Annotated in this window: 19 protein-coding genes; 6 read left to right on the top strand and 13 right to left on the bottom strand. The window is 68.5% G+C overall.

The features are described 5' to 3' along the window. Positions 1-40: 40 nt before the first annotated feature. Positions 41-2,560: a penicillin-binding protein 1A gene (locus tag M9979_RS09695; RefSeq protein WP_254289157.1), complete on the bottom strand. Its 2,520-nt coding sequence runs from the start codon at positions 2,558-2,560 to the stop codon at positions 41-43. Between the two features lie 339 nt (positions 2,561-2,899). Between M9979_RS09695 and M9979_RS09700 the strand changes: the two genes are divergently transcribed. Beyond that, positions 2,900-4,252 carry a M48 family metalloprotease gene (locus M9979_RS09700; RefSeq protein ID WP_254289158.1) on the top strand — a complete coding sequence of 451 codons (1,353 nt, stop codon included), beginning with the start codon at positions 2,900-2,902 and terminating at the stop codon, positions 4,250-4,252. Beyond that, entirely contained in the window at positions 4,249-4,962 is a 714-nt protein-coding gene (locus M9979_RS09705) for a DsbA family protein (RefSeq protein WP_254289159.1), read from the top strand. The genes M9979_RS09700 and M9979_RS09705 overlap by 4 nt, the downstream gene beginning before the upstream one ends. A 187-nt stretch (positions 4,963-5,149) precedes the next feature. Here M9979_RS09705 and M9979_RS09710 read toward each other — a convergent pair whose 3' ends face one another. The 3 genes from M9979_RS09710 to M9979_RS09720 are packed head-to-tail and all read right to left on the bottom strand — an operon-like array spanning position 5,150 to position 7,580. Continuing rightward, positions 5,150-6,475: a TadE/TadG family type IV pilus assembly protein gene (locus M9979_RS09710; RefSeq protein WP_254289160.1), complete on the bottom strand. Its 1,326-nt coding sequence runs from the start codon at positions 6,473-6,475 to the stop codon at positions 5,150-5,152. Then, the gene (locus M9979_RS09715; protein ID WP_254289269.1) at positions 6,475-7,008 is read right to left on the bottom strand and encodes a TadE/TadG family type IV pilus assembly protein; all 534 of its coding nucleotides are present in this window, start codon (positions 7,006-7,008) and stop codon (positions 6,475-6,477) included. Before M9979_RS09715 ends, M9979_RS09710 begins: the two co-directional genes overlap by 1 nt. Next, on the bottom strand, positions 7,008-7,580 hold the full coding sequence (locus M9979_RS09720; protein WP_254289161.1) for a TadE/TadG family type IV pilus assembly protein: 573 nt from the start codon (positions 7,578-7,580) through the stop codon (positions 7,008-7,010). The genes M9979_RS09715 and M9979_RS09720 overlap by 1 nt, the downstream gene beginning before the upstream one ends. 135 nt (positions 7,581-7,715) lie before the next feature. Between M9979_RS09720 and M9979_RS09725 the strand changes: the two genes are divergently transcribed. Continuing rightward, entirely contained in the window at positions 7,716-8,645 is a 930-nt protein-coding gene (locus M9979_RS09725; RefSeq protein ID WP_254289162.1) for an ABC transporter ATP-binding protein, read from the top strand. Beyond that, on the top strand, positions 8,642-9,403 hold the full coding sequence (locus tag M9979_RS09730) for an ABC transporter permease (RefSeq protein ID WP_254289163.1): 762 nt from the start codon (positions 8,642-8,644) through the stop codon (positions 9,401-9,403). The genes M9979_RS09725 and M9979_RS09730 overlap by 4 nt, the downstream gene beginning before the upstream one ends. Before the next feature lie 98 nt (positions 9,404-9,501). On the opposite strand, the gene M9979_RS09735 is transcribed toward M9979_RS09730, so the two are convergent. The 5 genes from M9979_RS09735 to M9979_RS09755 all read right to left on the bottom strand — a co-directional run bounded on the left by M9979_RS09735 (position 9,502) and on the right by M9979_RS09755 (position 14,513). After that, positions 9,502-10,206: a CPBP family intramembrane glutamic endopeptidase gene (locus M9979_RS09735; protein ID WP_254289270.1), complete on the bottom strand. Its 705-nt coding sequence runs from the start codon at positions 10,204-10,206 to the stop codon at positions 9,502-9,504. 191 nt (positions 10,207-10,397) lie between these two features. Beyond that, positions 10,398-11,360, bottom strand: coding sequence for a class II fructose-bisphosphatase (glpX, locus tag M9979_RS09740; RefSeq protein WP_254289164.1), 963 nt, complete (start codon positions 11,358-11,360; stop codon positions 10,398-10,400). An 89-nt stretch (positions 11,361-11,449) separates the two neighbouring features. Then, positions 11,450-12,880, bottom strand: a complete 1,431-nt coding sequence (locus M9979_RS09745; RefSeq protein ID WP_254289165.1) for a carbohydrate porin — start codon at positions 12,878-12,880, stop codon at positions 11,450-11,452. Between the two features lie 143 nt (positions 12,881-13,023). Beyond that, the gene (dapD, locus tag M9979_RS09750; RefSeq protein ID WP_254289166.1) at positions 13,024-13,851 is read right to left on the bottom strand and encodes a 2,3,4,5-tetrahydropyridine-2,6-dicarboxylate N-succinyltransferase; all 828 of its coding nucleotides are present in this window, start codon (positions 13,849-13,851) and stop codon (positions 13,024-13,026) included. Beyond that, positions 13,848-14,513, bottom strand: coding sequence for a pyrimidine 5'-nucleotidase (locus M9979_RS09755; protein ID WP_254289167.1), 666 nt, complete (start codon positions 14,511-14,513; stop codon positions 13,848-13,850). Before M9979_RS09755 ends, dapD begins: the two co-directional genes overlap by 4 nt. Before the next feature lie 119 nt (positions 14,514-14,632). Here M9979_RS09755 and M9979_RS09760 point away from each other — a divergent pair, with 119 nt between their 5' ends. After that, positions 14,633-15,631 (top strand): LLM class flavin-dependent oxidoreductase, encoded by a 999-nt coding sequence (locus tag M9979_RS09760; RefSeq protein ID WP_254289168.1) that lies wholly within the window; start codon positions 14,633-14,635, stop codon positions 15,629-15,631. 176 nt (positions 15,632-15,807) lie between these two features. Here M9979_RS09760 and M9979_RS09765 read toward each other — a convergent pair whose 3' ends face one another. The 3 genes from M9979_RS09765 to M9979_RS09775 are packed head-to-tail and all read right to left on the bottom strand — an operon-like array spanning position 15,808 to position 18,184. Next, positions 15,808-17,196, bottom strand: a complete 1,389-nt coding sequence (locus M9979_RS09765) for a sensor histidine kinase (RefSeq protein ID WP_254289169.1) — start codon at positions 17,194-17,196, stop codon at positions 15,808-15,810. Between the two features lie 10 nt (positions 17,197-17,206). Next, positions 17,207-17,872 carry a response regulator transcription factor gene (locus M9979_RS09770; RefSeq protein ID WP_254289170.1) on the bottom strand — a complete coding sequence of 222 codons (666 nt, stop codon included), beginning with the start codon at positions 17,870-17,872 and terminating at the stop codon, positions 17,207-17,209. 9 nt (positions 17,873-17,881) lie between these two features. Further along, a complete protein-coding gene (locus M9979_RS09775) occupies positions 17,882-18,184 on the bottom strand; it encodes a hypothetical protein (protein WP_254289171.1) in 303 nt (100 codons plus the stop codon). Positions 18,185-18,307: 123 nt separating this feature from the next. On the opposite strand from M9979_RS09775, the gene M9979_RS09780 reads away from it, so the two are divergent. Beyond that, entirely contained in the window at positions 18,308-20,083 is a 1,776-nt protein-coding gene (locus M9979_RS09780; protein WP_254289172.1) for an ABC-F family ATP-binding cassette domain-containing protein, read from the top strand. A gap of 177 nt (positions 20,084-20,260) precedes the next feature. On the opposite strand, the gene M9979_RS09785 is transcribed toward M9979_RS09780, so the two are convergent. Continuing rightward, on the bottom strand, positions 20,261-21,067 hold the full coding sequence (locus M9979_RS09785) for an ATP-binding protein (protein WP_254289173.1): 807 nt from the start codon (positions 21,065-21,067) through the stop codon (positions 20,261-20,263). Positions 21,068-21,102 lie beyond the last annotated feature (35 nt).

The following is a 21,102-nucleotide window of genomic DNA, read 5'->3' on the forward strand; positions in this document are numbered from 1 at the left end:
GAAATCCCGGCTTTCGCCGGGATGACGAACATAATGTTCGCTAGTAGATTCCGCCTTCCCTTTGCAAGAAATCGCTGTCGCGCTGGGTGTTGGTGGCGCGAGCCGGCGCGGCGGTCGCCGCTGCCACCGGGGCCGGGCCGCGACGGATCGCGCGGCGCGGCTCGCTCTGCGGCTTGAACGCTTCCCAGATCACGCCCGCCTTGGGATCGGTGTCGGTCGGGAAGGTGCCGTAGACCGGCCGGCCGCTGGCGCGGTCGATGCGAACCATGCGGATGCCGGCGGGCGCACGGAACGGCAGCTTCTCCAGCCCCTCATAGGCCTTGACCGCAAACTCCTTGAAGATCGGCGCTGCAAAGGTGCCGCCCTGCGCATAGCCGCCGAGGTTGGTCGGGCTGTCGTAACCGACGTAGAGGCCACCGATGAACTGCGGCGTGCCGCCGACGAACCAGACGTCGGTCGGGCCGGTGGTGGTGCCGGTCTTGCCGAACATCGGCCGGTCGAGATCGCGCAGCACCGTCGCGGTGCCGCGCTGGATGACGCCTTCGGTGATGTGAACCATCTGGTAGGCGGTCATCGCATCGATCACCTGCCGCGTGCGGTCGCCGGGGCGCGGCATCGCCTGGCCGTTCCAGTCCTTCGCATTGCAGCCGTCGCAGGCGCGCCACTTCTCCGGCAGGATGACCTTGCCATGGCGGTCCTGGACGAAGTCGATCAGCGTGGGGGCATGCGCGCGGCCGTTGTTGGCGAGCGTCGCATAGGCGTTGACCATGCGGCTGACGGTGGTGACGCCCGCGCCGAGCGCATTGGCGAGATAGGGCTGGTATTCGCCGACCCCCATCCGCTTCATCACGTCGACCACCTTGGGCATCCCTGTGGTCGCGGCGGCGCGGACGGTCATCAGGTTGCGCGACTGTTCGATGCCCCAGCGCATCGTATGCGGACCCGCCGCGCGCATGTTGCCGAAGTTGCGGAAGCATTTCTGCCCCAGCCGCGCGCCCTGATAGACGCAGAACGGCCCGTCGACGATGATCGAGGCGGGGGTCATGCCGTTTTCCAGCGCGGCGGAATAGACGATCGGCTTGATCGTCGATCCGGGCTGGCGCAGCGCCTGCGTCGCGCGGTTGAACGCCTGCAACCGGCTGTCGAAGCCGCCCTGCATCGCGAGCACGCGGCCGGTCGCCGGCTCCTCGACGACGAAGCCGCCCGACACCTTGGGGATCGAGCGCAGCGCGTAATCGTCGCCCTCCGGCGCCACCGCGATGATGTCGCCCGCCTTGATCGCCGCGAAGCTGGTGCCGCCCTTGCCGCGGACGGGCATCTGCGCCGCCCAGCGCGGCAGGCGCCCTGTCTTGCCGTCGGCGAAGCCCAATACCCAGGCGTCGCCATCCCGTGCGATCACGATGCCGGCGCGCCAGTCGCTGTAATCGAGCCCGATGTTGGTGTTGAGCAGCGGCTGCAGCCAGCTGTCGGCATCGTCCAGTTCGACGTGCCGGATCGGCCCCGCCCAGCCGCGCCCGCGGTCGTAGCGCAGCAGGCCGTCGCGTAGCGCCTGCGCGGCGAGGTCCTGCAACCGCGTGTCGAGGCTGGTGCGCACCCACAACCCGCCCGAATAGACGCTGTACGGCCCGTCGCGGTCGCTCTCGCCGAACTTGTCGATCAGCTGGCGGCGCACCTCTTCGACGAAATAACCGCCGACGCGCTCGTATTTCGGCGTGCGGCGCAGGATCGTGCCGAGCGGCTCGGCCACCGCCGCGTCATGCTGCGCCTGGTTGATGAAGCCGTTCCTCAGCATTTCGCCGAGCACGTAGTTGCGCCGCGTCATCGCCTTGTCGGCGTGGCGCACCGGATCGTAGTTCGACGGCCCCTTGGGCAGGATCGCCAGATAGGCGAGCTGCGCGAGGTCGAGCTCGTCCAGTTCCTTGTCGAAATAGGCATGGCTCGCCGCCTCGACCCCGAACGCGTTCCGCCCCAGCGCGATCTGGTTGAGGTACAGCTCCAGGATCTGCGGCTTGGTCAGCGTGTCCTCGATCTTATAGGCGAGGATCGCCTCCTTGAGCTTGCGCGTCGGGGAATATTCGTTGCCGATCAGCAGGTTCTTGGCGACCTGCTGCGTGATCGTCGATCCGCCCTTGGCACGCCGGCCGGTGCCGAACTTGCGCGCATAATCGATCACCGCACCGCCGAGGCCGGGATAATCGACGCCGTGATGCTCGAAGAAGGTCTTGTCCTCCGCGGCGAGGAAGGCGCGCACCAGCAACGGCGGATATTCGGCGAAGCTCAACTCGACGCGCCGTTCGCGGGCGTAGGACTGGATCGGCGTCCCGTCGATGCCGCGCACGTTGGTGGGGAGCGGCGGTTCGTAGGTGCGCAGCTGGTCGACCGAGGGCAGCGCGCGCAGGATCGTCACCCACAACACGCCATAGGCGATGGCGGCGAGAAGCGCGAGGATCGCCAGCCCCTTGACCCACCAGCGACCCCACGCGCGGCGCGCGAATCCGCGCACGCCGCCGCGCTCGCGGAAGACGGTGAATCGGGTGGTGCGGGGAGCTTCGGACGCCATGATACTGCGGCCAGCGTGTAGCAGGTTCGCGGGGCGTTGCCAGCCTTGGGGGAATGGGGGTGTACCGCCCTTTCCCAATTCCTTCGTCATCCCGGACTTGTTCCGGGATCCACTCTGCGGCGAGGCGCAAGGCTGGAAGGGTGAGCGTGACGCTTGCGGCCCGGTGGACCCCGGAACAAGTCCGGGGTGACGGAGGTGGTGGGTCGGGGTCACCCCACTCACCCGCCGTTCAGCCGCGCGCACCTACCCCTCGCCCATGCCATCCCGACGTTTCGCCGTGACCTCGCCCCCGCCCGCCCCTATGCTGCGCGCCGTGCCTGCCGAGACCCGTCCCCGCCCATGAAACGCCTCGTCCTCACCGCCGCCGCCGCGACGCTGCTTCTCGCGCAACCGGCCTACGCGCAATCGATCCTGCGCGATGCCGAGACCGAGGCGATGTTCGCCGACATGTCGGTGCCGCTGGTCAAGGCCGCCGGCCTCAGCCCCCGCGACGTCAAGGTCGTGCTCATCAACGACGATTCGATCAACGCCTTCGTCGCCGGCGGGCAGACCGTCTACGTCCATTCCGGGCTGCTCCAGGCGGCGGCCAACGCCAACCAGGTGCAGGGCGTCATCGCGCACGAACTCGGCCATATCGCCGATGGCCACGTCGTCCTCGCCGACAACGGCATCAAGCCGGCGATGCACATCACGCTGTTGTCGATGGTGCTCGGCCTCGCCGCGGTGGCGGCGGGTGCGGGCGAGGCGGGCGCGGGGCTGATGGCGCTCGGCCAGTCCGCCGGCATGGCCAAATATCTGTCGTTCAGCCGTACGCAGGAATCCGCCGCCGACGCCGCCGGCGCGCGTTTCCTCACCACCGCCGGGGTGACCGGCAAGGGCATGCTGAGCTTCTTCAAGGTGCTCCAGCAGCAGGAATATCGCTACGGCGTCGAGAATATCGATCCGTTCATGCAGACGCACCCGCTGTCGGGCGAACGCATCGCGCATCTGTCCGCCGACCTGCAGGCCTCGCCCGCGTGGAACAAGGCCCCCGATGCGGCGCTGGAGGAACGCTTCCGCCGCGTGAAGGCGAAGCTGGAGGGCTATGTCATGACGCCCGAGCGGACGATGACGGACTATCCCGAGACGGATACCAGCATCTACGCGCATTATGCCCGCGCCTATGCGTTCCACAAGGCGGGCTATCCCGACAAGGCCGATGCCGAATCGCTCGCGCTCATCAAGGCCGATCCCGCCGACCCCTATTTCCAGGAGGTGCGCGGCCAGATCCTGCTCGAGGCGGGGCGGCCCACCGACGCGATTGCGCCGCTGCGCGCCGCGACGGAAGGGTCGCGCAACAACCCGCTGATCGCCACGACCTTCGGCCACGCGCTGATCGCGACCGAGGACAAGGCGCATTATCCCGAGGCGATCAGGGTGCTGCGCGTCGCGGTCGGCCGCGACGACGAGAATCCCTTCGCCTGGTATCAGCTCGGCACCGCCTACGAACTGACCGGCGACACGCCCCGCGCCGCGCTCGCCACCGCCGAGCGCGCGAGCATGACCGGCGACCACCGCACCGCCGCGCAGAGCGCGCGCTATGCGCTCGCCAACATCCCCGCCAACACGCCGGACTGGATCCGCGCACAGGACATTGCGATGGCCGCCCAGAACGACATGGACGACAACCCCAAGAAGTATAAGAAAAAGTGAGCCGCTACACCCTGCCGCTGATCGCGAGTCTCGGCGCCGTGATCGGTGCCGGCGCCGTCTGGAGCTACGACCGCTTCGCCTCCCCCCACGGTCCCGACCAGGCGCGGATCGAGCGCGTCGTCCATGATTACGTCCTCGCCCACCCCGAGCTGATCCCGCAGGCGATGCAGAAACTGCAGGACCAGCAATCGGGACAGGCGGTCGCCGCCAACCGCGATGCGATCCTGACGCCGTTCGGCAGCGCCTGGGCGGGCAATCCCAGGGGCGACGTCACTTTGGTCGAATATTTCGACTATAATTGCGGCTATTGCCGCGCGTCGCTGCCGCTGATCGCCGACCTGCTGAAGCGCGATCCCAACCTGCGCATCGTCTACCGCGACCTGCCGATCCTGTCCGACACCAGCCGTACCGCGGCACGCGCCAGCCTGGCGGCCGCACAGCAGGGGAAATTCGGCGGCTTCCACGAAGCGCTTTATGCGGCGGGCCCGGTCAGCGATGCTTCGATTCAGGGCGCCGCGGCCAAGGCGGGCGTCAGCCTCGCCGCGGTCGACAGCGCGACGATCGATGGCGAGATCGCGAAGAACATGGGGATAGCCGCCAAGCTCGGCATGAACGGCACCCCCAGCTGGGTCGTCGGCGACCGTATCCTGTCCGGCGCGCTGCCGATCGAGGAGATCGAGAAAGCGATCGCGGCGGCGCGGGGGAGATAGGGCGCGGGCCCTTTTTGAGGGAAGGGCGAACGCCGCCCCATTTTCTCCGTCACCCCGGACTTGTTCCGGGGTCCACTCTGCGGCGAGGCGGACGGACGGTAACGAGAGCGATACGCCCGCGGGCCGGTGGACCCCGGAACACGTCCGGGGTGACGAAGGGCATGGGGGCGCCCCAAGCGCTCCCCGGTCAGTTCGTGATGCGCGCCGTCGCCACCGCATTCTGGAACAGCGCATCGAGCGCGGTATAGATGTCCTGATCGGTCGACACCTTGGTGTACAGGCCGCTCGATGCGCAGGCCTGGAGCGCGGGTTCGACGGTGTTCAGATAGGGCGCGACATTGGTCTGCGACCAGCTGTCGTTGGCCAGCGATTGCGGCAGATATTCGGTGTAGAGCACCGCGATCCGGATGCCGCGGTTCTTGAGCGTCGTGCATTTGGCGGTATCGATCGCCACCTCCGGCCGACCGCCGGGCCGCGATTCGTCGCGCATCCCGTCGGTGATGATGAACATCACCGCCTGCGGCGCGCCGCCCTTCAATCCCGATCCCGGCGTGGGGATCAGCGTGTTCATCTGGTCGAACGCGTCGCTGCTGCCGGTGTCCTGGTCGTTGTAGCCGACCTCGGTACTCTTGCACGCCGAGGTGGGGCAGCCGTTGGTGTAATAGAGCGACGGGGTAAGCGCGGTGGTCTTGGTCGATGCGGTGGTCATGTTCGCGGTCAGCGACTGGATCGTGTTGAACCCGCCCTTGCCGCGGAAGGTCGAGATGGCGATCCGATAGTCGGCACCGTTCTTGCTCGACGTGCTGCTGGCATCGGCGGTCAGCTGCGACACCGCCGTGCCTTCCTCATCGATGCGCAGCGTCAGGCCATAGGATTTGGCGACGCCGTACAGATCGGTCTGCTTGCCGGTCGCGTCGGTGCCCTTCAGGTCGTTGGTCGAATGGCAGGCGAACTGGCAGCTCTTGTTGTTGCTGTCCGCCACCTTCTTGAGGCCCGCGGTCGTCGTCGGCAGCGCCATCGAGCCCGAAACGTCGAGCAGCATGTAGAAATCGATGTCGGGCGCGGTCGCGTTGGTGGTGACCGAGGTGCCGCCGATATTGAGCGACCCCATCCCCAGGATCCGCGCGAAGGCATTGCCCGAGGTGCCGGTATATTTGACCGTGGCGGTGCGGCGGCCGTTGGAATCGGTCGGCGCGGTCGCGGTCAGGCTGGTGATCTGCACCTGCCCGGGGCCGAGCACCGCCGCCGCCTGGATCTGGAACATCTGGAGCGCATAGGTCGCCGCCGCCGCGTCGGGCAGCGTCATCACCGTCTTGCTGACCGCGACCAGCGCAGCCGCATCGGCGATCGCGTTGAGCTTGGTCTGCGATTTCATCGCGCGCGCGTAATCGATGCCCATGCCGACCGCGAAGGTCATCGGCGGCACGGCGAAACCGAACAGCATCAGCACGTTGCCGCGGACATCCCGCCTGGCGGCGCGCAGCGTGGCGATCAGGGCGTGGAGCATGCGCATCAGCAATCCGTGCAGTCGATCTTGTTGGAATTGCGCGGCAGCATGTACAGCGAGTCGCGCAGCGCGAGCGCGCCGATGAAGCCGAAATTGGACGGCGGCTTGTAGGCGTAGTTGACCTCGGCGAGCAGGAAATAGGTGCCGGGTATCTTCATCGCCGCCGGAATATTGACGACGCTGCCCGTGGCATAGGCGGTGCCGTTGCGCGCCCGGCTCCATTGCACCGTGGTCTTCAGCGTCAGGTCGGTGCCGACCTGCGTCACGCGAAAGACCGCCGGAGTCGCCGAATAGGGCCGCATCACCTGCGGGATCGCGGCCAGGCTGGAATCGATCTCCGCCTTGGTCAGCGAGCCGGTGGTGTTCTGCGCGATCAGATCGGCGAGCGCGCGGGTGGCGATCGTCACCTTGCGGTTGCAGGAAATGCCGTCCTGCAACTGGACGCTGCCGAGGTAGAGGATCAGCATGAACGGCAGGACGAGCGCGAACTCGACCAGCGCCAGCCCCTTTTCGTCCGCGATCAGTCCGCGCCGCCGCATCACGAATAGGCTTCCGATTTGGCGACGGAGGTCGCGAACAGCACCCGCTGGCCGGAGGGAGCGTTGCTGAGGTTGAACAGCGGCGCGCCCTGGAGCGGCCACAGATACATGAAGCGCACGACGACGACCGACCCCTGGCTGCCGAGGTCGTAGGCGAAGGTGTTGGAGATCTTGCCGTTCGCATCGAACGTCAGCGCCGTCGGGGTGTCGTTCCAGTTGCCGGCGTTCTTGACCTCGACGTACAATCGCGAACACGACAGGAAGGCGGGCATCGACGTGCACCCCGCCCTGCGGAACCGTTCGGCGAGCTGCGCCTGCGTCATCCCGGCGACCTTGCCGGCCGCATCCGCCGCCTGGCGCTTGCCGGTGACGATGCTGCGCGAGGCGGCCTCGACCGTCGTCTCCAGCGTTTCCTGCGCGAAGTAGATCAGGCTCGTCTGGATGATCGCCAGCATCAGCGCGATGAACGGCACCGCGACAATCGCGAATTCGACCAGCACCGCGCCACGCGCATCGCCCGCGATGCGGGCGGATGCCGATGCTAACGGACGGGGCGGCAGGCGGCGGGTCATCGGAACATCCATATCGACCCGGCCGGCGTACAGGGGCTTCCTTAAGGATTCGCAAACCGCTGTCCGGCGGGGACGCGCGCGGGGGTTTAACGCCTGCCGTCGCCGCCCTATCTGTGCGGCTTCAGGGGGACCCGCATGCCAGACCCGATCCTCGCCGTCGCCGGCGTGTCGAAGACCTACAAGGGCGGCTTCACCGCGCTGCACGACGTCGACCTCGAAATCGGGAAGGGCGAGATCTTCGCGCTGCTCGGCCCCAACGGCGCCGGCAAGACGACGCTGATCAGCATCATCTGCGGCATCGTCACGCCCTCGACCGGCACGATTCAGGTCGCCGGTCACGACGCGCTCACCGACTACAAGGCGGCGCGACGGCTGATCGGGCTGGTGCCGCAGGAACTGTCGGTCGACATGTTCGAAACCGTGCTCGCCACCGTCACCTTCTCGCGCCGGCTGTTCGGGCGATCAGGGCACAGCGCCTATATCGAACAGGTGCTGCGCGACCTGTCACTGTGGGACAAGCGCGACGCCAAGATCATGGAATTGTCCGGCGGCATGAAGCGCCGCGTGCTGATCGCCAAGGCGCTGGCGCACGAACCCGAGGTGCTGTTCCTCGACGAACCCACCGCCGGCGTCGACGTCGCGCTGCGCCGCGACATGTGGAAGCTCGTCCACAAGCTGCGCGAGCGCGGCACCACGATCATCCTGACGACGCATTATATCGAGGAGGCCGAGGAGATGGCCGACCGCATCGGCGTCATCAACCAGGGTAAGCTACTCCTCGTCGAGGAAAAGGCGGCGCTGATGAAGAAGCTCGGCAAGCGCGAGCTCGACCTCGCGTTGGTCGAGCCGCTCGATGCGGTGCCCGAGGGGCTGGAGCGCTGGCAGCTGAACCTCGCCAACGACGGCCGGACGCTGCGCTACGTCTTCGACGCGACCGAGGAGCAGAACGGCATCCCCGCGCTGCTGCGCGAACTCGCCGAACGCCATATCGCCTTCACCGACCTCGAGACCTCCAAGTCGAGCCTCGAGGACATTTTCGTCGATCTGGTGGGGGAGCGGGCATGAACCTCCACGGCATCTGGGCGATCTATCGCTTCGAAATGGCGCGCTCGCTGCGCACGCTCTGGCAGAGCCTCGTCGGGCCGGTGCTGACCACCAGCCTGTATTTCATCGTCTTCGGCGGCGCGATCGGCAGCCGCATGCAGACGGTGGACGGTGTCGGCTACGGCAGCTTCATCGTCCCCGGCCTCATCATGCTCAGCCTGCTGACGCAGAGCGTCGGCAATGCCTCGATCGGCATCTATTTCCCCAAATTCACCGGCACGATCTTCGAACTGCTCTCCGCGCCCGTCTCTGCGATGGAGATGGTGCTGGGCTTCGTCGGCGCGGCGGCGACCAAGTCGGTGGTGCTGGGCGCGATCATCCTCGCGACCTCCGCGTTCTTCGTGCCGATCCGGGTGCTGCATCCGGGCGCGATGATCGCCTTCCTGCTGCTCACCGCGGTTGCGTTCAGCCTGTTCGGCTTCATCCTCGGCATCTGGGCGAAGAGCTTCGAACAGCTGAACTTCGTGCCTATGCTATTGATAACGCCACTGACGTTTCTGGGCGGCAGCTTCTATTCGATCGACATGCTGCCGCCCGCGTGGCGGACGGTCAGCCTGTTCAACCCGGTCGTCTACCTCGTCAGCGGCTTCCGCTGGAGCTTCTTCGGCAAGGGCGACGTCGACATCGCGATCAGCCTGGGGGTGACATTGGGCTTCCTCGTCGCCTGCCTCGCGGTCATCGCGTGGATCTTCAAGAGCGGCTGGCGGCTGAAGAACTAGGCTCGGGACCTACTACAACCGTTCGCCCTGAGCCTGTCGAAGGGCAGGTGAGTCTCACCCTGCTTCGACAAGCTCAGCATGACCGGATGGGGGAAGTGCTACCGACGCAGCCGCGCGCTGAACGCCGGGCGCAGCACCAGCGCGTTGAGGTCGACCAGCGCATGCACCGCGATCGGCAGCCATAGCGCGCCGCTGCCGAGGTAGAGCGCCGCGAGCAACCCGCCGCCGACGGTATTGGCGGCGACGCCCGCCCAGCCCTGATAGCGGTGCATCAGCGCGAAGCAGAGCGTGCCGACGATGAGACCGGCGGTCCCCGAGCCCGTCGCCAGCGCGACGATCAGCGGCAGCCAGAGGCGGTAGAACAGCTCCTCCGCCACCCCCGCCGACACCGCGAGGACAGTGGCCGGCCACAGGTCGGCATCGCTGGTCGGCATGATCGTGCGCACGTCCCCCGCGGTCCAAGGCGCCCTGCCCCGCCGCGCCCGCCACCACGTCAGCGCCAGGCCGAGCGCGCTGCCGGCGACGAGGCCGATCACAACGATGTCCGGGCCGATCGACCCGGGCGGCACCCCGGCGAACCAGGCGAGCGGCAGGAATTCGGGCGGCAGATGAAGAATGCCGTCCAGCCGCCCGATCGCCAGCAGGCCGAGCAGCGCCGGTAGGCCGTAGCCGAGACACAATGAGGAGGCCCAGCGCAGGTGTCGCGCATCGAAGCCGATCCGTAACGGGGCGAGCAACCGTCCGCGCCAAAGCAAGGCCGCCTGATAGGCGAGGGTCAGGATGAGGAGGAAGGCGACGAGCATCCAGAGCACTTCGTCACCCCGGACTTGTTCCGGGGTCCACCGGGCCGCAAGCGAGGGACTGGAGCATCGCGCCGTTCGCCTCGCCGCGGAGTGGACCCCGGAACAAGTCCGGGGTGACGGGGAATTGCTGGACAGGTGTCCGCCCAAACACGCCGCGTGTTGCCCTTACCCGCGGACGCCCGCCCCCGACCTCAAGCCGTGCGGTGCTCGCCCTTGACCCAGCGCACCGTGCCGGTCGAGGCACGCATCACGACGCTCTCGGTGGTCATCTTGCCCTTGCGGCGCTTGACGCCCTCCAGCAGCGATCCGTCGGTGACGCCGGTCGCGGCGAAGATGCAGTCGCCCTTGGCCAGTTCCTCGAGGTCGTACTGCTTGTCGAGCTCGGTGATGCCCCATTTGCGCGCGCGGGCGCGCTCGTCGTCGTTGCGGAACAGCAGCCGGCCCTTGAACTGCCCGCCGACGCAGCGCAGCGCGGCGCAGGCGAGCACGCCCTCGGGCGCGCCGCCCGAACCCATGTAGACGTCGATCGTCGTGTCGGGATCGGCGGTCGCGATCACGCCGGCGACGTCGCCGTCGCCGATCAGCATCACGCCGCAGCCGAGCCCACGCAGCTCGGCGATCAGCGCCTCGTGCCGCGGGCGATCGAGGACGCACGCGATGATGTCGGCTGGCGCGACGCCCTTGGCGGCGGCGATCGCGGTCACGTTCTCGGTCGGCGTCTTGTCGAGGTCGATGACGCCCGCGGGCAGGCCGGGGCCGACCGCGATCTTGTCCATATAGACGTCGGGCGCGTTGAGCAGGCCGCCCTTCTCGGCGATCGCCAGCACCGCGAGGCTGTTCGGCCCCGCCTTGGCGCAGATCGTCGTGCCCTCCAGCGGATCGAGCGCGATGTCGATCGCCGGGCCGTTGCCGGTGCCGACCTTCTCGCCGATGAACAGCATCGGCGCCTCGTCGCGCTCGCCCTCGCCGATCACCACGGTGCCGTCGATGTCGAGCTCGTTGAGCGCTTCGCGCATCGCCTCGACCGCGGCGGCATCGGCCGCTTTCTCGTCGCCGCGGCCGGTCAGCTTCGAGGCGGAGATCGCCGCCGCTTCGGTGACGCGCACCATCTCGAGGACGAGGACGCGGTCGAGGAGCGTGCTGGCGTCGGACATGCGGATACCTCTGTTTAACGTGTACAACGGCGGGATAGGCGCGCCGCGGCGGCTTGTCGAGTTTTCAAACAGGCTTTTACGACAGGCTCTTACAGCGTGATCGCCGCCTTCATGCCGAGCACGCCGACGTCGGCCGCCTCGCGGATGCCGCCGGGGTGGTGGATGTACTGGAGGTTGGGGCGCAGCTCCAGCCAGTCGGCGGGGTGGATGCTGTAATAGACCTCCGCGGCATATTCGGCGTGGCGGACGGGCGTGCCGGGCACCAGCCGGTCGGCGGTGGCGGCACGGCCGTTGACGTTGGTCCGCGCGACGCCCAGCCCGAGCACGTCGCCCGGCACCGCAGGCACCAGCCCCTTGTAGAAAAGGCCCAGCGCGACCTGGTTGTCGGTCACCGACGTGGCGCGATCCGCCTGCGTGACGTTGGCGTACATCGACAGGCCGGTCAGCGCCTTGCCGTCCTTGGCCGTGCCGGTCAGCTGCTGCTGCATCGTCGCGTAGACGCCGTAGCGGCTGCTGTGCTGCAACGGCGACAGGCCGGTGACGACGCTCGGCCGGCGGGTGCCGTCGAGCAGCACGTCGTCGCCGTCGGCGGTGCCGATCCAGCCGCCGACCTTGTACGACCCGACGTTGCCGCCATTGCCCTCGCCGCCGCGCGTCCAGCCCAGCTCGACCGGGATCAACACGCCGGTCGCGCCCTTGAAGCGTGCGATGAAGAAGCCGTTGTCGAGGTTGCGCGGGTTGATCTCGTACACGCCCCCGGCGACGTACAGGTCGCGCGGCAGATCGACGCGCACCCGCGCGCCCCATTGGCCGATCGGCCAGTTCTGCCAGTAGTCGCCGACCAGATTGCCCGGCTGCGCGCCGCAGAAGCTGAGGTTCATGAAGTGGCAGGAGAAGACCGCGAAGTCCTCGCCCGGATTGGTCCGCCCCAGCTTGACCTCGACCGCGGGGCCGAGGCGCTGTTCGTACCACAATTGCGTGACGCGCACGGTCTGGCCGCGGCCATAGACCTCCTGCACCTGCTGCAGCGCGTCGATACCGGCGTCAGCGGTCAGGTTGCGCCCGCGCCGCCACGTCACCGTCGCCTGGAACGCGCCACCGGTCAGGCCGACGAGCTTATCGAGGTCGAGCAGCACGCCCGCGTCGAGCTGTCCCGTCTCGCGGAACAGCTTCCGGGTCCCACCGGCGACGTTGTAGCCACTCTCCGAGGCATAGCGCGCGGTGACGCCGATGCCGCGTTCCCCCAGCCGGGTGCGAATCTTCTGCCAGTCGCCGATCAGGCCGGCGGGCGGCGTGCTCTGCGTGTCGCCGATCAATGCCGAGGGCGAGGTGTCACGCGCCCGGGCGATCGGCGTGCGCGGACGGCGCTGGGTATCGCCCTGGCTGCTGTCGGGCGCCGCCTCCGCCGTGTCGGGCGGCGGGGCGGGGGCGCCGACATCGACCTGTTGCGCCTGCGCCGCCGGGGCGGTCAGGGCGAAGGCAAGACCGGCCGCAGCGGCGCGGAGGGAGCGTGACGTCATCGAAACCCGTGCATTGCAGCGCGGCCCACGCCGCTGGGTTTGCGATAACGGTTCGGAGGCGAAATGGTTCGCTGGTGCTCTACTCCCAGCGATCGATCAGATCCGTCATCCCGGCGAAAGCCGGGATGACGATCTCCGTGACCTCAGTCGCGCAGCAGGTCGTTGATGCTGGTCTTGCTGCGCGTCTGCGCGTCGACGCGCTTGACGATCACCGCGCAATAGAGACCGGGCTTGCCTTCGCCGCCGCCGGTCGAGCCGGGAACGACGACCGCGTACGGCGGCACCTCGCCCTTGAAGACCTCGCCGGTGGCGCGGTCGATGATCTTGGTCGAGGCGCCGAGGTAGACGCCCATCGACAGCACCGCGCCCTCGCCGACGCGGACGCCCTCGGCAACCTCGGAGCGCGCGCCGATGAACGCGCCGTCGCCGATGATGACCGGATCGGCCTGCAGCGGCTCGAGCACGCCGCCGATGCCGGCGCCGCCCGACAGATGGACGTTCCTGCCGATCTGCGCGCAGGAGCCGACCGTCGCCCACGTGTCGACCATCGTCCCCTCGCCGACATAGGCGCCGATGTTGACGAAGCTCGGCATCAGGATCGCACCGGGCGCGACATAGGCGCCGCGGCGCACGACGCTGCCGGGGACCGCGCGGAAGCCCGCGGCGCGGAACTCCGCCTCGCTCCAGCCCGAAAACTTCGACGGCACCTTGTCGAACCAGTGGCCGGCGCCCGGGCCGTTGTCGATCAGCGCATTGTCGTTGAGGCGGAAGCTCAAGAGCACCGCCTTCTTGAGCCACTGGTTGACGCGCCAGCCGCCATTGCCGTCGGGCTCGGCGACGCGCGCCTCGCCCGCGTCGAGCAGCGCCAGCGCGCGATCGACCGCGCTGCGCACCTCGCCGCCGGTGTCGAAGCCCAGCGACGCGCGATCGTCCCAGGCCGAATCGATGACGGTGGCCAAGTCCTGGCTCATGATGCCTCCATGATATGCTGCAGCCACGGCGCGAGGTCGTGGACGGTGAAATCGATATGCGCGCGCTCGACCTCGGGGCCCTGTTCGGACCCGTTGTCGATCCAGACGGTGGTCATGCCGATCGCCTTGGCCGGGGTCAGGTTGCGCGCCATGTCCTCGAAGAAGATCGCGCGGGTCGGCTCGATCCCGAAGGCGGCGCACAGGCCGGCATAGGCCGAGGCGTGCGGCTTGGGGACGAGGTCCATCGCGTGGATGTCGTGCACCGCCTCGAAGCTCTCGCCGAGGCCCAATCGGTCGAGCACGCGCAGCGCATAGGGCTTGTCACCGTTGGTGAAGACCAATTTACGCCCTGGTAGCTGCGCGATCGCGGCGGCGAGCGGCGCATCCTGTTCCAGCACGTCCATCTCGACGTCGTGGACCTCCGCCAGGAACTCGTGCGGATCGACGCCGTGGTCGGCCATCAGCCCGGTCAGCGTCGTGCCGTGGCGGTGGAAATAGCCCTTCTGCACCACCCGCGCCTCGTCCCACGGCAGGCCGAGCCGGCGCGCGACATAATCGGTCATGCGATGGTCGATCCGCGCGAACAGATTGGCGCGCGCCGGGTACAGCGTGTTGTCGAGATCGAAGATCCACGTGTCGATATGGGCGAGCGCGGCGAGCATGCGGCGGCGTCTAGGCGGCGGCGGCGGCGGGCACAAGCGACGCCGCCGGGCTTTCACTTGGGGTGGCCCAAGCGGAGCTATGATTGCGGGCGCACCGCCCGGTCCCCATCTTCCATGGCATGACACGCTATTCCCTGCTCGACCTGGTGCCCGTCGTCGAGGGCGGCACCGTGGCGCAAAGCCTCGCGAACGCCGCCGATCTCGCGCGGCATGCCGAAACGCTGGGCTTCCAGCGCTATTGGGTCGCCGAGCATCACGGCATGCGCGGCATCGCCAGCGCGGCGACCGCGGTGGTCATCGGCCATGTCGCCGCCGCGACCCGGACCATCCGCGTCGGCGCGGGCGGAATCATGCTGCCCAACCATGCGCCGCTGGTGATCGCCGAACAGTTCGGCACGCTCGACGCGCTGTTTCCGGGGCGCATCGATCTGGGTTTGGGCCGCGCGCCGGGATCGGACCAGCGCGTCGCGCGGGCGATGCGACGGACGCTGGAGACCGATGCCAACGCCTTCCCGCAGGACGTGATGGAGCTGCAGAGCTATTTCGCCGACGACGGCCAAACAGGGATCGCGGCGACGCCGGGCGCGGGCGCGAACGTGCCGTTGTGGATCCTGGGATCGAGCACCTTCGGCGCGCAGCTCGCCGCGGCGCTGGGCCTGCCCTACGCCTTCGCCTCGCATTTCGCGCCCGATGCGCTGGATGCCGCGCTGGCGATCTATCGCCGCGACTTCCGTCCGTCGAAGCAGCTCGACCGGCCCTATGCGATGGCGGGCTTCAACGTCTTCGCCGCCGACACCGACGAGGAAGCGGAACTGCTGGCGAGTTCGCAACAGCAATCGTTCGTCGCGCTGCGCACCGGCAACCCGCGCCAGATGCCGCCGCCCGTCGCCGGCTATCGCGCGAGCCTGGGCGCGCAGGGGGCGGCGATCCTCGACCATGTGCTGCAATGTTCGGCGGTGGGGTCGCCCGCGACGGTCGCACGCCAGACCGCGGCGTTCATCGAACGCACCGACGTCGACGAGGTGATGGTCGCGAGCGCGATCTACGACCATGACGCGCGCAAGCGGTCGCTGGCGATCACGGCGGAGGTGATGAGCGGGCTGACCGTCGCGGCGTGAGCGCCCGTCCGGCATGGACCGACCGGGTGTCCAAAAGCCCTCGTCACCCCGGACTTGTTCCGGGGTCCACCGGGCCGCGGGCGCCAGACAAGAGGCTCTGCCTTCACGCCTGCCGAGCAGTGGACCCCGGAACAAGTCCGGGGTGACGAGGGAATGGAGACTACCGTCCGGCAGAATCAGTTCGCCGCCGGCAGCCTTAGCCGCACCAGCAAACCGCCAAGGTCTTCGCTCTCTTCCAAGCTCACCGTGCCGCCGTAGATCTCCGCGACGTCGCGGACGATCGCCAGCCCCAGCCCGGTGCCCGGCTTGCCGGTATCCAGCCGGACACCGCGGTCGAAGATGCGGATGCGGTCTTCCTCGGGGATGCCCAACCCGTCGTCCTCGACCATCAGTTCGACGAAGCCCGACTGGCCGGACACGGTGACGAACACGCTGCCGCCGCCGTATTTGGCGGCATTCTCGATCAGGTTGCCGAGCATCTCGTCGAGGTCCTGGCGCTCGACATGGACCTGCAGGTCCTTCGGCCCGTCGACGTCGATGCGGACGTGGCGGTAGAGCCGGGCGACGGCGCGCTCGACCGATTCGAGACTGGGCCAGACCGGCGCGCGGCTGTGCGCGGAGCCGCGGCGGCCGACGGCGCGGGCGCGGGCGAGGTGATGGTCGACCTGCCGCCGCATCGTCCGCGCCTCGCGGATCACCGTGTCGGCGAGGTCGTCGGCCTGCGCGGTAGCGGCGTTCATGATGACGGTCAGCGGCGTCTTCAGCGCATGTGCGAGGTTGCCGGCGTGGCGCCGCGCTTCCTCCGCCTGTCGCTCGTTATGCTCGATCAGCGCGTTCAGTTCCTCGACCATCGGCGCGACCTCGTCGGGCATCGCGCTGTCGACGCGGTTCGACCGGCCGGCGCGCATCCGCGCGATCTCCTCGCGCACCCGGCGCAGCGGCCACAGACCGTAGAGCGTCTGCAACCAGGCGAGGACGACGAGGCCGAGGCCGAGCAGCACGAAGCTGCGGATCAATGTCCGGCGCAACACCGCGATCTGCGCGTCGAGGCCGCTGCGGCTCTGCGCGACCTGGAAGCGCCAGTGGATCTTGGAACCCGGGATCTGCGCGTCGCGCTCGACGATGCGCAGTTTCTCGTCGGCGAACTGATTGCTGTTGTAGACGTGGACGCTGCGGTCGTCGTGGACGCCGCCGAACGCGAGCCGCCGGTCCCATAACGATCGCGAGGGGAAGGCATCCGTCACCGGGCGGCCGGGCGCCGACACCTGCCAGTAGAGGCCCGAATTGGGCTCGATGAACCGCTGGTCGGCGGCGGCATCGCGGCTGAACAGGACCTCGCCCGCCGAATCGATCGCCGCCGACGCGATCAGCGAACGCAGAACATATTGCAGCTGGTCGTCGAAGTTGCGCGTCACCGCGCTCGCCAGCACCCGGTCGAGCGCGAAGCCGCCACCGAACAGCAGCAGCCCGATCCACGCCGCCGCGATCAGGATCATCCGCCGCGACAGCGACCCCGTGGTCTTCGCCCGGGATCGCGGCGGCGCTTCGGCTAACGGCGTGTCCATCGGCGCGACGTCAGGCGTCGGGGTCTTCGAGGCTGTAGCCAAGCCCGCGGATCGTGGTGATGACGTCCTGGCCCAGCTTCTTGCGGATCCGCGTCACGAACACCTCGATCGTGTTCGAATCGCGATCGAAATCCTGGTCGTAGATATGTTCGATCAGCTCGGTGCGGCTGACCACCTTGCCCTTGTGGTGGAGCAGATAGCTCAAGAGCTTGTATTCCTGCGCGGTCAGTTTCACCGGCTCGCCGGCGCGGGTGACCTTGCCCGAACGCGTGTCGAGACGGACGTCGCCGGCGGTCAGTTCGGACGAGGCATTGCCCGACGCGCGGCGGATCAGCGCGCGCAGGCGGGCGATCAGCTCCTCGGTCTGGAACGGCTTGGCGACGTAATCGTCTGCGCCCGCGTCGAGCCCCGCCACCTTGTCCGACCAGCTGTCGCGCGCGGTCAGCACGAGGACGGGCATCACCTTGCCCTCCTTCCGCCAGCGATCGAGCACGGTCAGCCCGTCGATCTCCGGCAGGCCGAGGTCGAGGACGATCGCGTCGTAATTCTCGGTCGAGCCCAGGAAATGCCCCTCCTCGCCATCGGTGGCGAGGTCGATGGCATAGCCCGCGCCTTCCAGCGTGTTCTTGAGCTGCTGGCCGAGATTCGGCTCGTCCTCGACGATCAGAACGCGCATGTGATCCCCTTATTTACCGGTGCGGCCGATGATCTGGCCGGAGCGCCCGTCGACGTCGACCCAGACGACGACGCCATCGCGCATGAATTTGAGCGTGTAAACCGCAGTCCCGAAATCGAGGTCGAAGCCGAGATATTCGTAGCCCTTCATCGTCGGCAGCACGCGCCCCTCGATCGCGCGCGGCGACAGCACCTCGCCGCGGCGGCGCGCATCATAGGCGCGCTCCTGATCGCTGCGGCGCTGATCGGGTGCCTGCGCCACGAGCGGCGCCGACAGCGTGGCGAGGAGCAGGAAGGGCGGAACCATCTTCATGACGACTGGCATAGGCGGAAGCCATTGAACACCCTGTGAATGACGGACGCGCAAAGCGTTCAGGCGGCGATCCGTTCCACCCGTGCTTGCCGGGACGACGCCCACGCCCTACCTGCGCCGGCCATGGCTGCCCCTATCCTTGCGTACGAAGACCTTGGCGTTATCCAGGGCCACGGCTGGCTGTTCCGCCACCTCGACATCCATATCGGCGCGCGCGACCGGCTGGCGCTGATCGGACGCAACGGGGCAGGCAAGACGACGCTGCTCAAATTGATCGGCGGGCTGATCGACAGCGACGAGGGGCGCCGCGTGATCGTGCCGGGGACGCGCGTCGTGCTGCTGGAACAGGAGCCGAGCCTTGCCGGCTGCGCGACGCTCGCCGATTACGTGCTCGGCGGCGACGATGCGCCCGCGGCGCACGAGGCCGACGCGATCGCCGACCAGCTCGGCATCGACCTGTCGCGCGAGTCCGCCTCGGCGAGCGGCGGCGAGCGGCGGCGGGCGGCGATCGTCCGCGCGCTGGCGCAGGACCCCGACGTGCTGCTGCTCGACGAGCCGACCAACCATCTCGACATCGCCGCGATCGACTGGCTGGAGGAATGGCTGGGTCGCTTCCGCGGCGCGTTCGTCGTCATCAGCCACGATCGCACCTTCCTCACCCGGCTGACCAGGCAGACGCTGTGGATGGACCGCGGCTCGATCCGCCGCGCCGAGATCGGCTTCGGCGGGTTCGAGGCGTGGACCGAACAGGTGTACGCCGAGGAGGAGCGCAACGCGCAGCGGCTCGATGCCAAGCTGAAGATCGAGGAGCATTGGCTGCAACGCGGCGTCACCGGGCGGCGGCGGCGCAACCAGGGGCGGCTCGCCAAGCTGAAGGACATGCGCGCCGAACGCGCGGCGATGATGGGGCCGCAGGGGGCGGCGAACCTCGCCACCGCGTCGGACGATTCGAAGACCAAGGTGGTGATCGACGTCAAGCACGCGACCAAATCGTATGGCGAGCGCACGATCATCCGCGACCTCAACCTGCGGGTGACGCGCGGCGACCGGATCGGCATCGTCGGGCGCAACGGGGCGGGCAAGACGACGCTGCTCAAGCTGCTGACCGGCGAGCTCGCGCCCGATGAGGGCGAGGTGAAGCTGGCCAAGACCTTGGACGGCATCGTCATCGACCAGCAGCGCAGCCTGATGGCGCCGACCAAGACGGTGCGCGAAGTGCTCGCCGACGGTGGCGACTGGATCGACGTGCTGGGGGTGAGGAAGCACATCCACGGCTATCTCAAGGAGTTCCTGTTCGATCCTTCGCTGGCGGAGGCGAAGGTGGGGACGCTGTCGGGCGGCGAACGGTCGCGGCTGCTGCTGGCGCGGGAATTCGCGCGCGAATCGAACCTGCTCGTGCTCGACGAGCCGACCAACGACCTCGACCTCGAAACGCTCGACCTGCTGCAGGAGGTGATCGCCGATTACGGCGGCACGGTGCTGATCGTCAGCCACGATCGCGACTTCCTCGACCGGACGGTGACCGTGACTTTGGGGCTCGACGGGTCGGGGACGGTCGACGTCGTCGCCGGCGGCTACGAGGATTGGGAACGGCAGCGCAAGCCGGTGGCGGGCGCGAAGAAGGCGGCGGCCAAGGCGGCGCCCCCTCCCCCGGCGCAGGCGCGGACGAAGCTCACCTACAAGGACCAGCGCGACTACGACCAGCTGCCGGCGCGGATCGAGGCGATCGATAAGGCGATCGCGCGCGACGAGGCGTTGCTGGCGGACCCGGCGCTGTACGTGCGTGATCCCAAGCGGTTCGCGGCGCTGACCGCCGCGATCGACGCGGCGCGGGCGGAGAAGGACGCGGCGGAGATGCGCTGGCTGGAGCTGGCGGAGCAGGTCGAGGGGTTGGGATAAAGGCTTTCCTCCTCCCCCGGCATCCCCCCTCTTGTCATCCCGGCGAACGCCGGGACCCATGGATGCGCGTGGCTGATGGCCGGATACTGACGCAGGTTTCATCCCCTCCATGGGTCCCGGCATTCGCCGGGATGACTGAAGGAGTTTGAGGACGAAGGGGGGTGTGAGGGCGACAGGTCAGCCCAGACTCCTCCCCGCCCTTCCGGCCAGCTCGGTCACATACTGCCACGCCACGCGCCCCGAACGGCTGCCGCGCCGCGTCGCCCAGTTGATCGCCTCCGCCGCATCGAACGGCAGGTCGAACCGCGCCGCATACCCCGCGACGATCGCGCAATAGCCGTCCTGGTCGAGCGCGTGGAAACCGAGGCTCAAGCCGAAGCGATCCGCCAGCGCCAGCTGGTCGTCGATACTGTCGCGCGGGTTGATCGCGCTGCTCTGCTCCTCGATGTCGCGCGGCACCAGGTGGCGGCGGTTGGCGGTCACCAGCAACCGGACGTTGCCCGGCCGAGCCTCCGCACCGCCTTCGAGCAGCGAACGCAGGATTCGCGCCTCCGCGGGCGCGTCGAAGCCGAGGTCGTCGAGGAACAGCGCGAACGCGCGCGGCACCGGCGCCAGCGCCGCGAACAGCCGCGGCAGCGCGTCGAGCGCGGTCACCTCGACCAGCGCCACATCCCCGCCCTCCCCCTGCACCGCGCCGATCGCCGCCTTGACCAGCGCCGACTTGCCGGTGCCGCGCGCGCCCCACAACAGCACGTCCTGCGCCGCCGAGCCGGCGGCGAGCCGGCGAAGGTTCTCGCCCAATGCCGCCTTCTGCTTGTCGACGCGGATCAGCAGGTCGAGCGGCAGCGGTGCGAAGGCGCGCGCAGCGATCAGAGCGCCGTCGCGCCAGACATAGGCGGGGTGCGCGGTCGCATCGTCGCTCGCCGGCGGCGGCGGGGCGAGGCGATCGAGCGCCGCGGCGATACGCTCCAGAGGGTCGGTCATGCCGCGCGTCATGACCGGCCGACGCCCGCGGCGCA

The organism is Sphingomonas liriopis (genome assembly GCF_024211255.1).
In the GTDB taxonomy this organism is placed as follows: Bacteria; Pseudomonadota; Alphaproteobacteria; order Sphingomonadales; family Sphingomonadaceae; genus Sphingomonas; species Sphingomonas liriopis.

Coding starts and splice junctions, on each gene's coding strand:
- M9979_RS09695 (WP_254289157.1), bottom strand. CDS start 2,560: ATGGCGTCCGAAGCTCCCCGCACCACCCGATTCACCGTCTTCCGCGAG.
- M9979_RS09700 (WP_254289158.1), top strand. CDS start 2,900: ATGAAACGCCTCGTCCTCACCGCCGCCGCCGCGACGCTGCTTCTCGCG.
- M9979_RS09710 (WP_254289160.1), bottom strand. CDS start 6,475: ATGCGCATGCTCCACGCCCTGATCGCCACGCTGCGCGCCGCCAGGCGG.
- M9979_RS09715 (WP_254289269.1), bottom strand. CDS start 7,008: ATGCGGCGGCGCGGACTGATCGCGGACGAAAAGGGGCTGGCGCTGGTC.
- M9979_RS09720 (WP_254289161.1), bottom strand. CDS start 7,580: ATGACCCGCCGCCTGCCGCCCCGTCCGTTAGCATCGGCATCCGCCCGC.
- M9979_RS09725 (WP_254289162.1), top strand. CDS start 7,716: ATGCCAGACCCGATCCTCGCCGTCGCCGGCGTGTCGAAGACCTACAAG.
- M9979_RS09730 (WP_254289163.1), top strand. CDS start 8,642: ATGAACCTCCACGGCATCTGGGCGATCTATCGCTTCGAAATGGCGCGC.
- M9979_RS09735 (WP_254289270.1), bottom strand. CDS start 10,206: ATGCTCGTCGCCTTCCTCCTCATCCTGACCCTCGCCTATCAGGCGGCC.
- glpX (WP_254289164.1), bottom strand. CDS start 11,360: ATGTCCGACGCCAGCACGCTCCTCGACCGCGTCCTCGTCCTCGAGATG.
- M9979_RS09745 (WP_254289165.1), bottom strand. CDS start 12,880: ATGACGTCACGCTCCCTCCGCGCCGCTGCGGCCGGTCTTGCCTTCGCC.
- dapD (WP_254289166.1), bottom strand. CDS start 13,851: ATGAGCCAGGACTTGGCCACCGTCATCGATTCGGCCTGGGACGATCGC.
- M9979_RS09755 (WP_254289167.1), bottom strand. CDS start 14,513: ATGCTCGCCGCGCTCGCCCATATCGACACGTGGATCTTCGATCTCGAC.
- M9979_RS09760 (WP_254289168.1), top strand. CDS start 14,633: ATGACACGCTATTCCCTGCTCGACCTGGTGCCCGTCGTCGAGGGCGGC.
- M9979_RS09765 (WP_254289169.1), bottom strand. CDS start 17,196: ATGGACACGCCGTTAGCCGAAGCGCCGCCGCGATCCCGGGCGAAGACC.
- M9979_RS09770 (WP_254289170.1), bottom strand. CDS start 17,872: ATGCGCGTTCTGATCGTCGAGGACGAGCCGAATCTCGGCCAGCAGCTC.
- M9979_RS09775 (WP_254289171.1), bottom strand. CDS start 18,184: ATGAAGATGGTTCCGCCCTTCCTGCTCCTCGCCACGCTGTCGGCGCCG.
- M9979_RS09780 (WP_254289172.1), top strand. CDS start 18,308: ATGGCTGCCCCTATCCTTGCGTACGAAGACCTTGGCGTTATCCAGGGC.
- M9979_RS09785 (WP_254289173.1), bottom strand. CDS start 21,067: ATGACCGACCCTCTGGAGCGTATCGCCGCGGCGCTCGATCGCCTCGCC.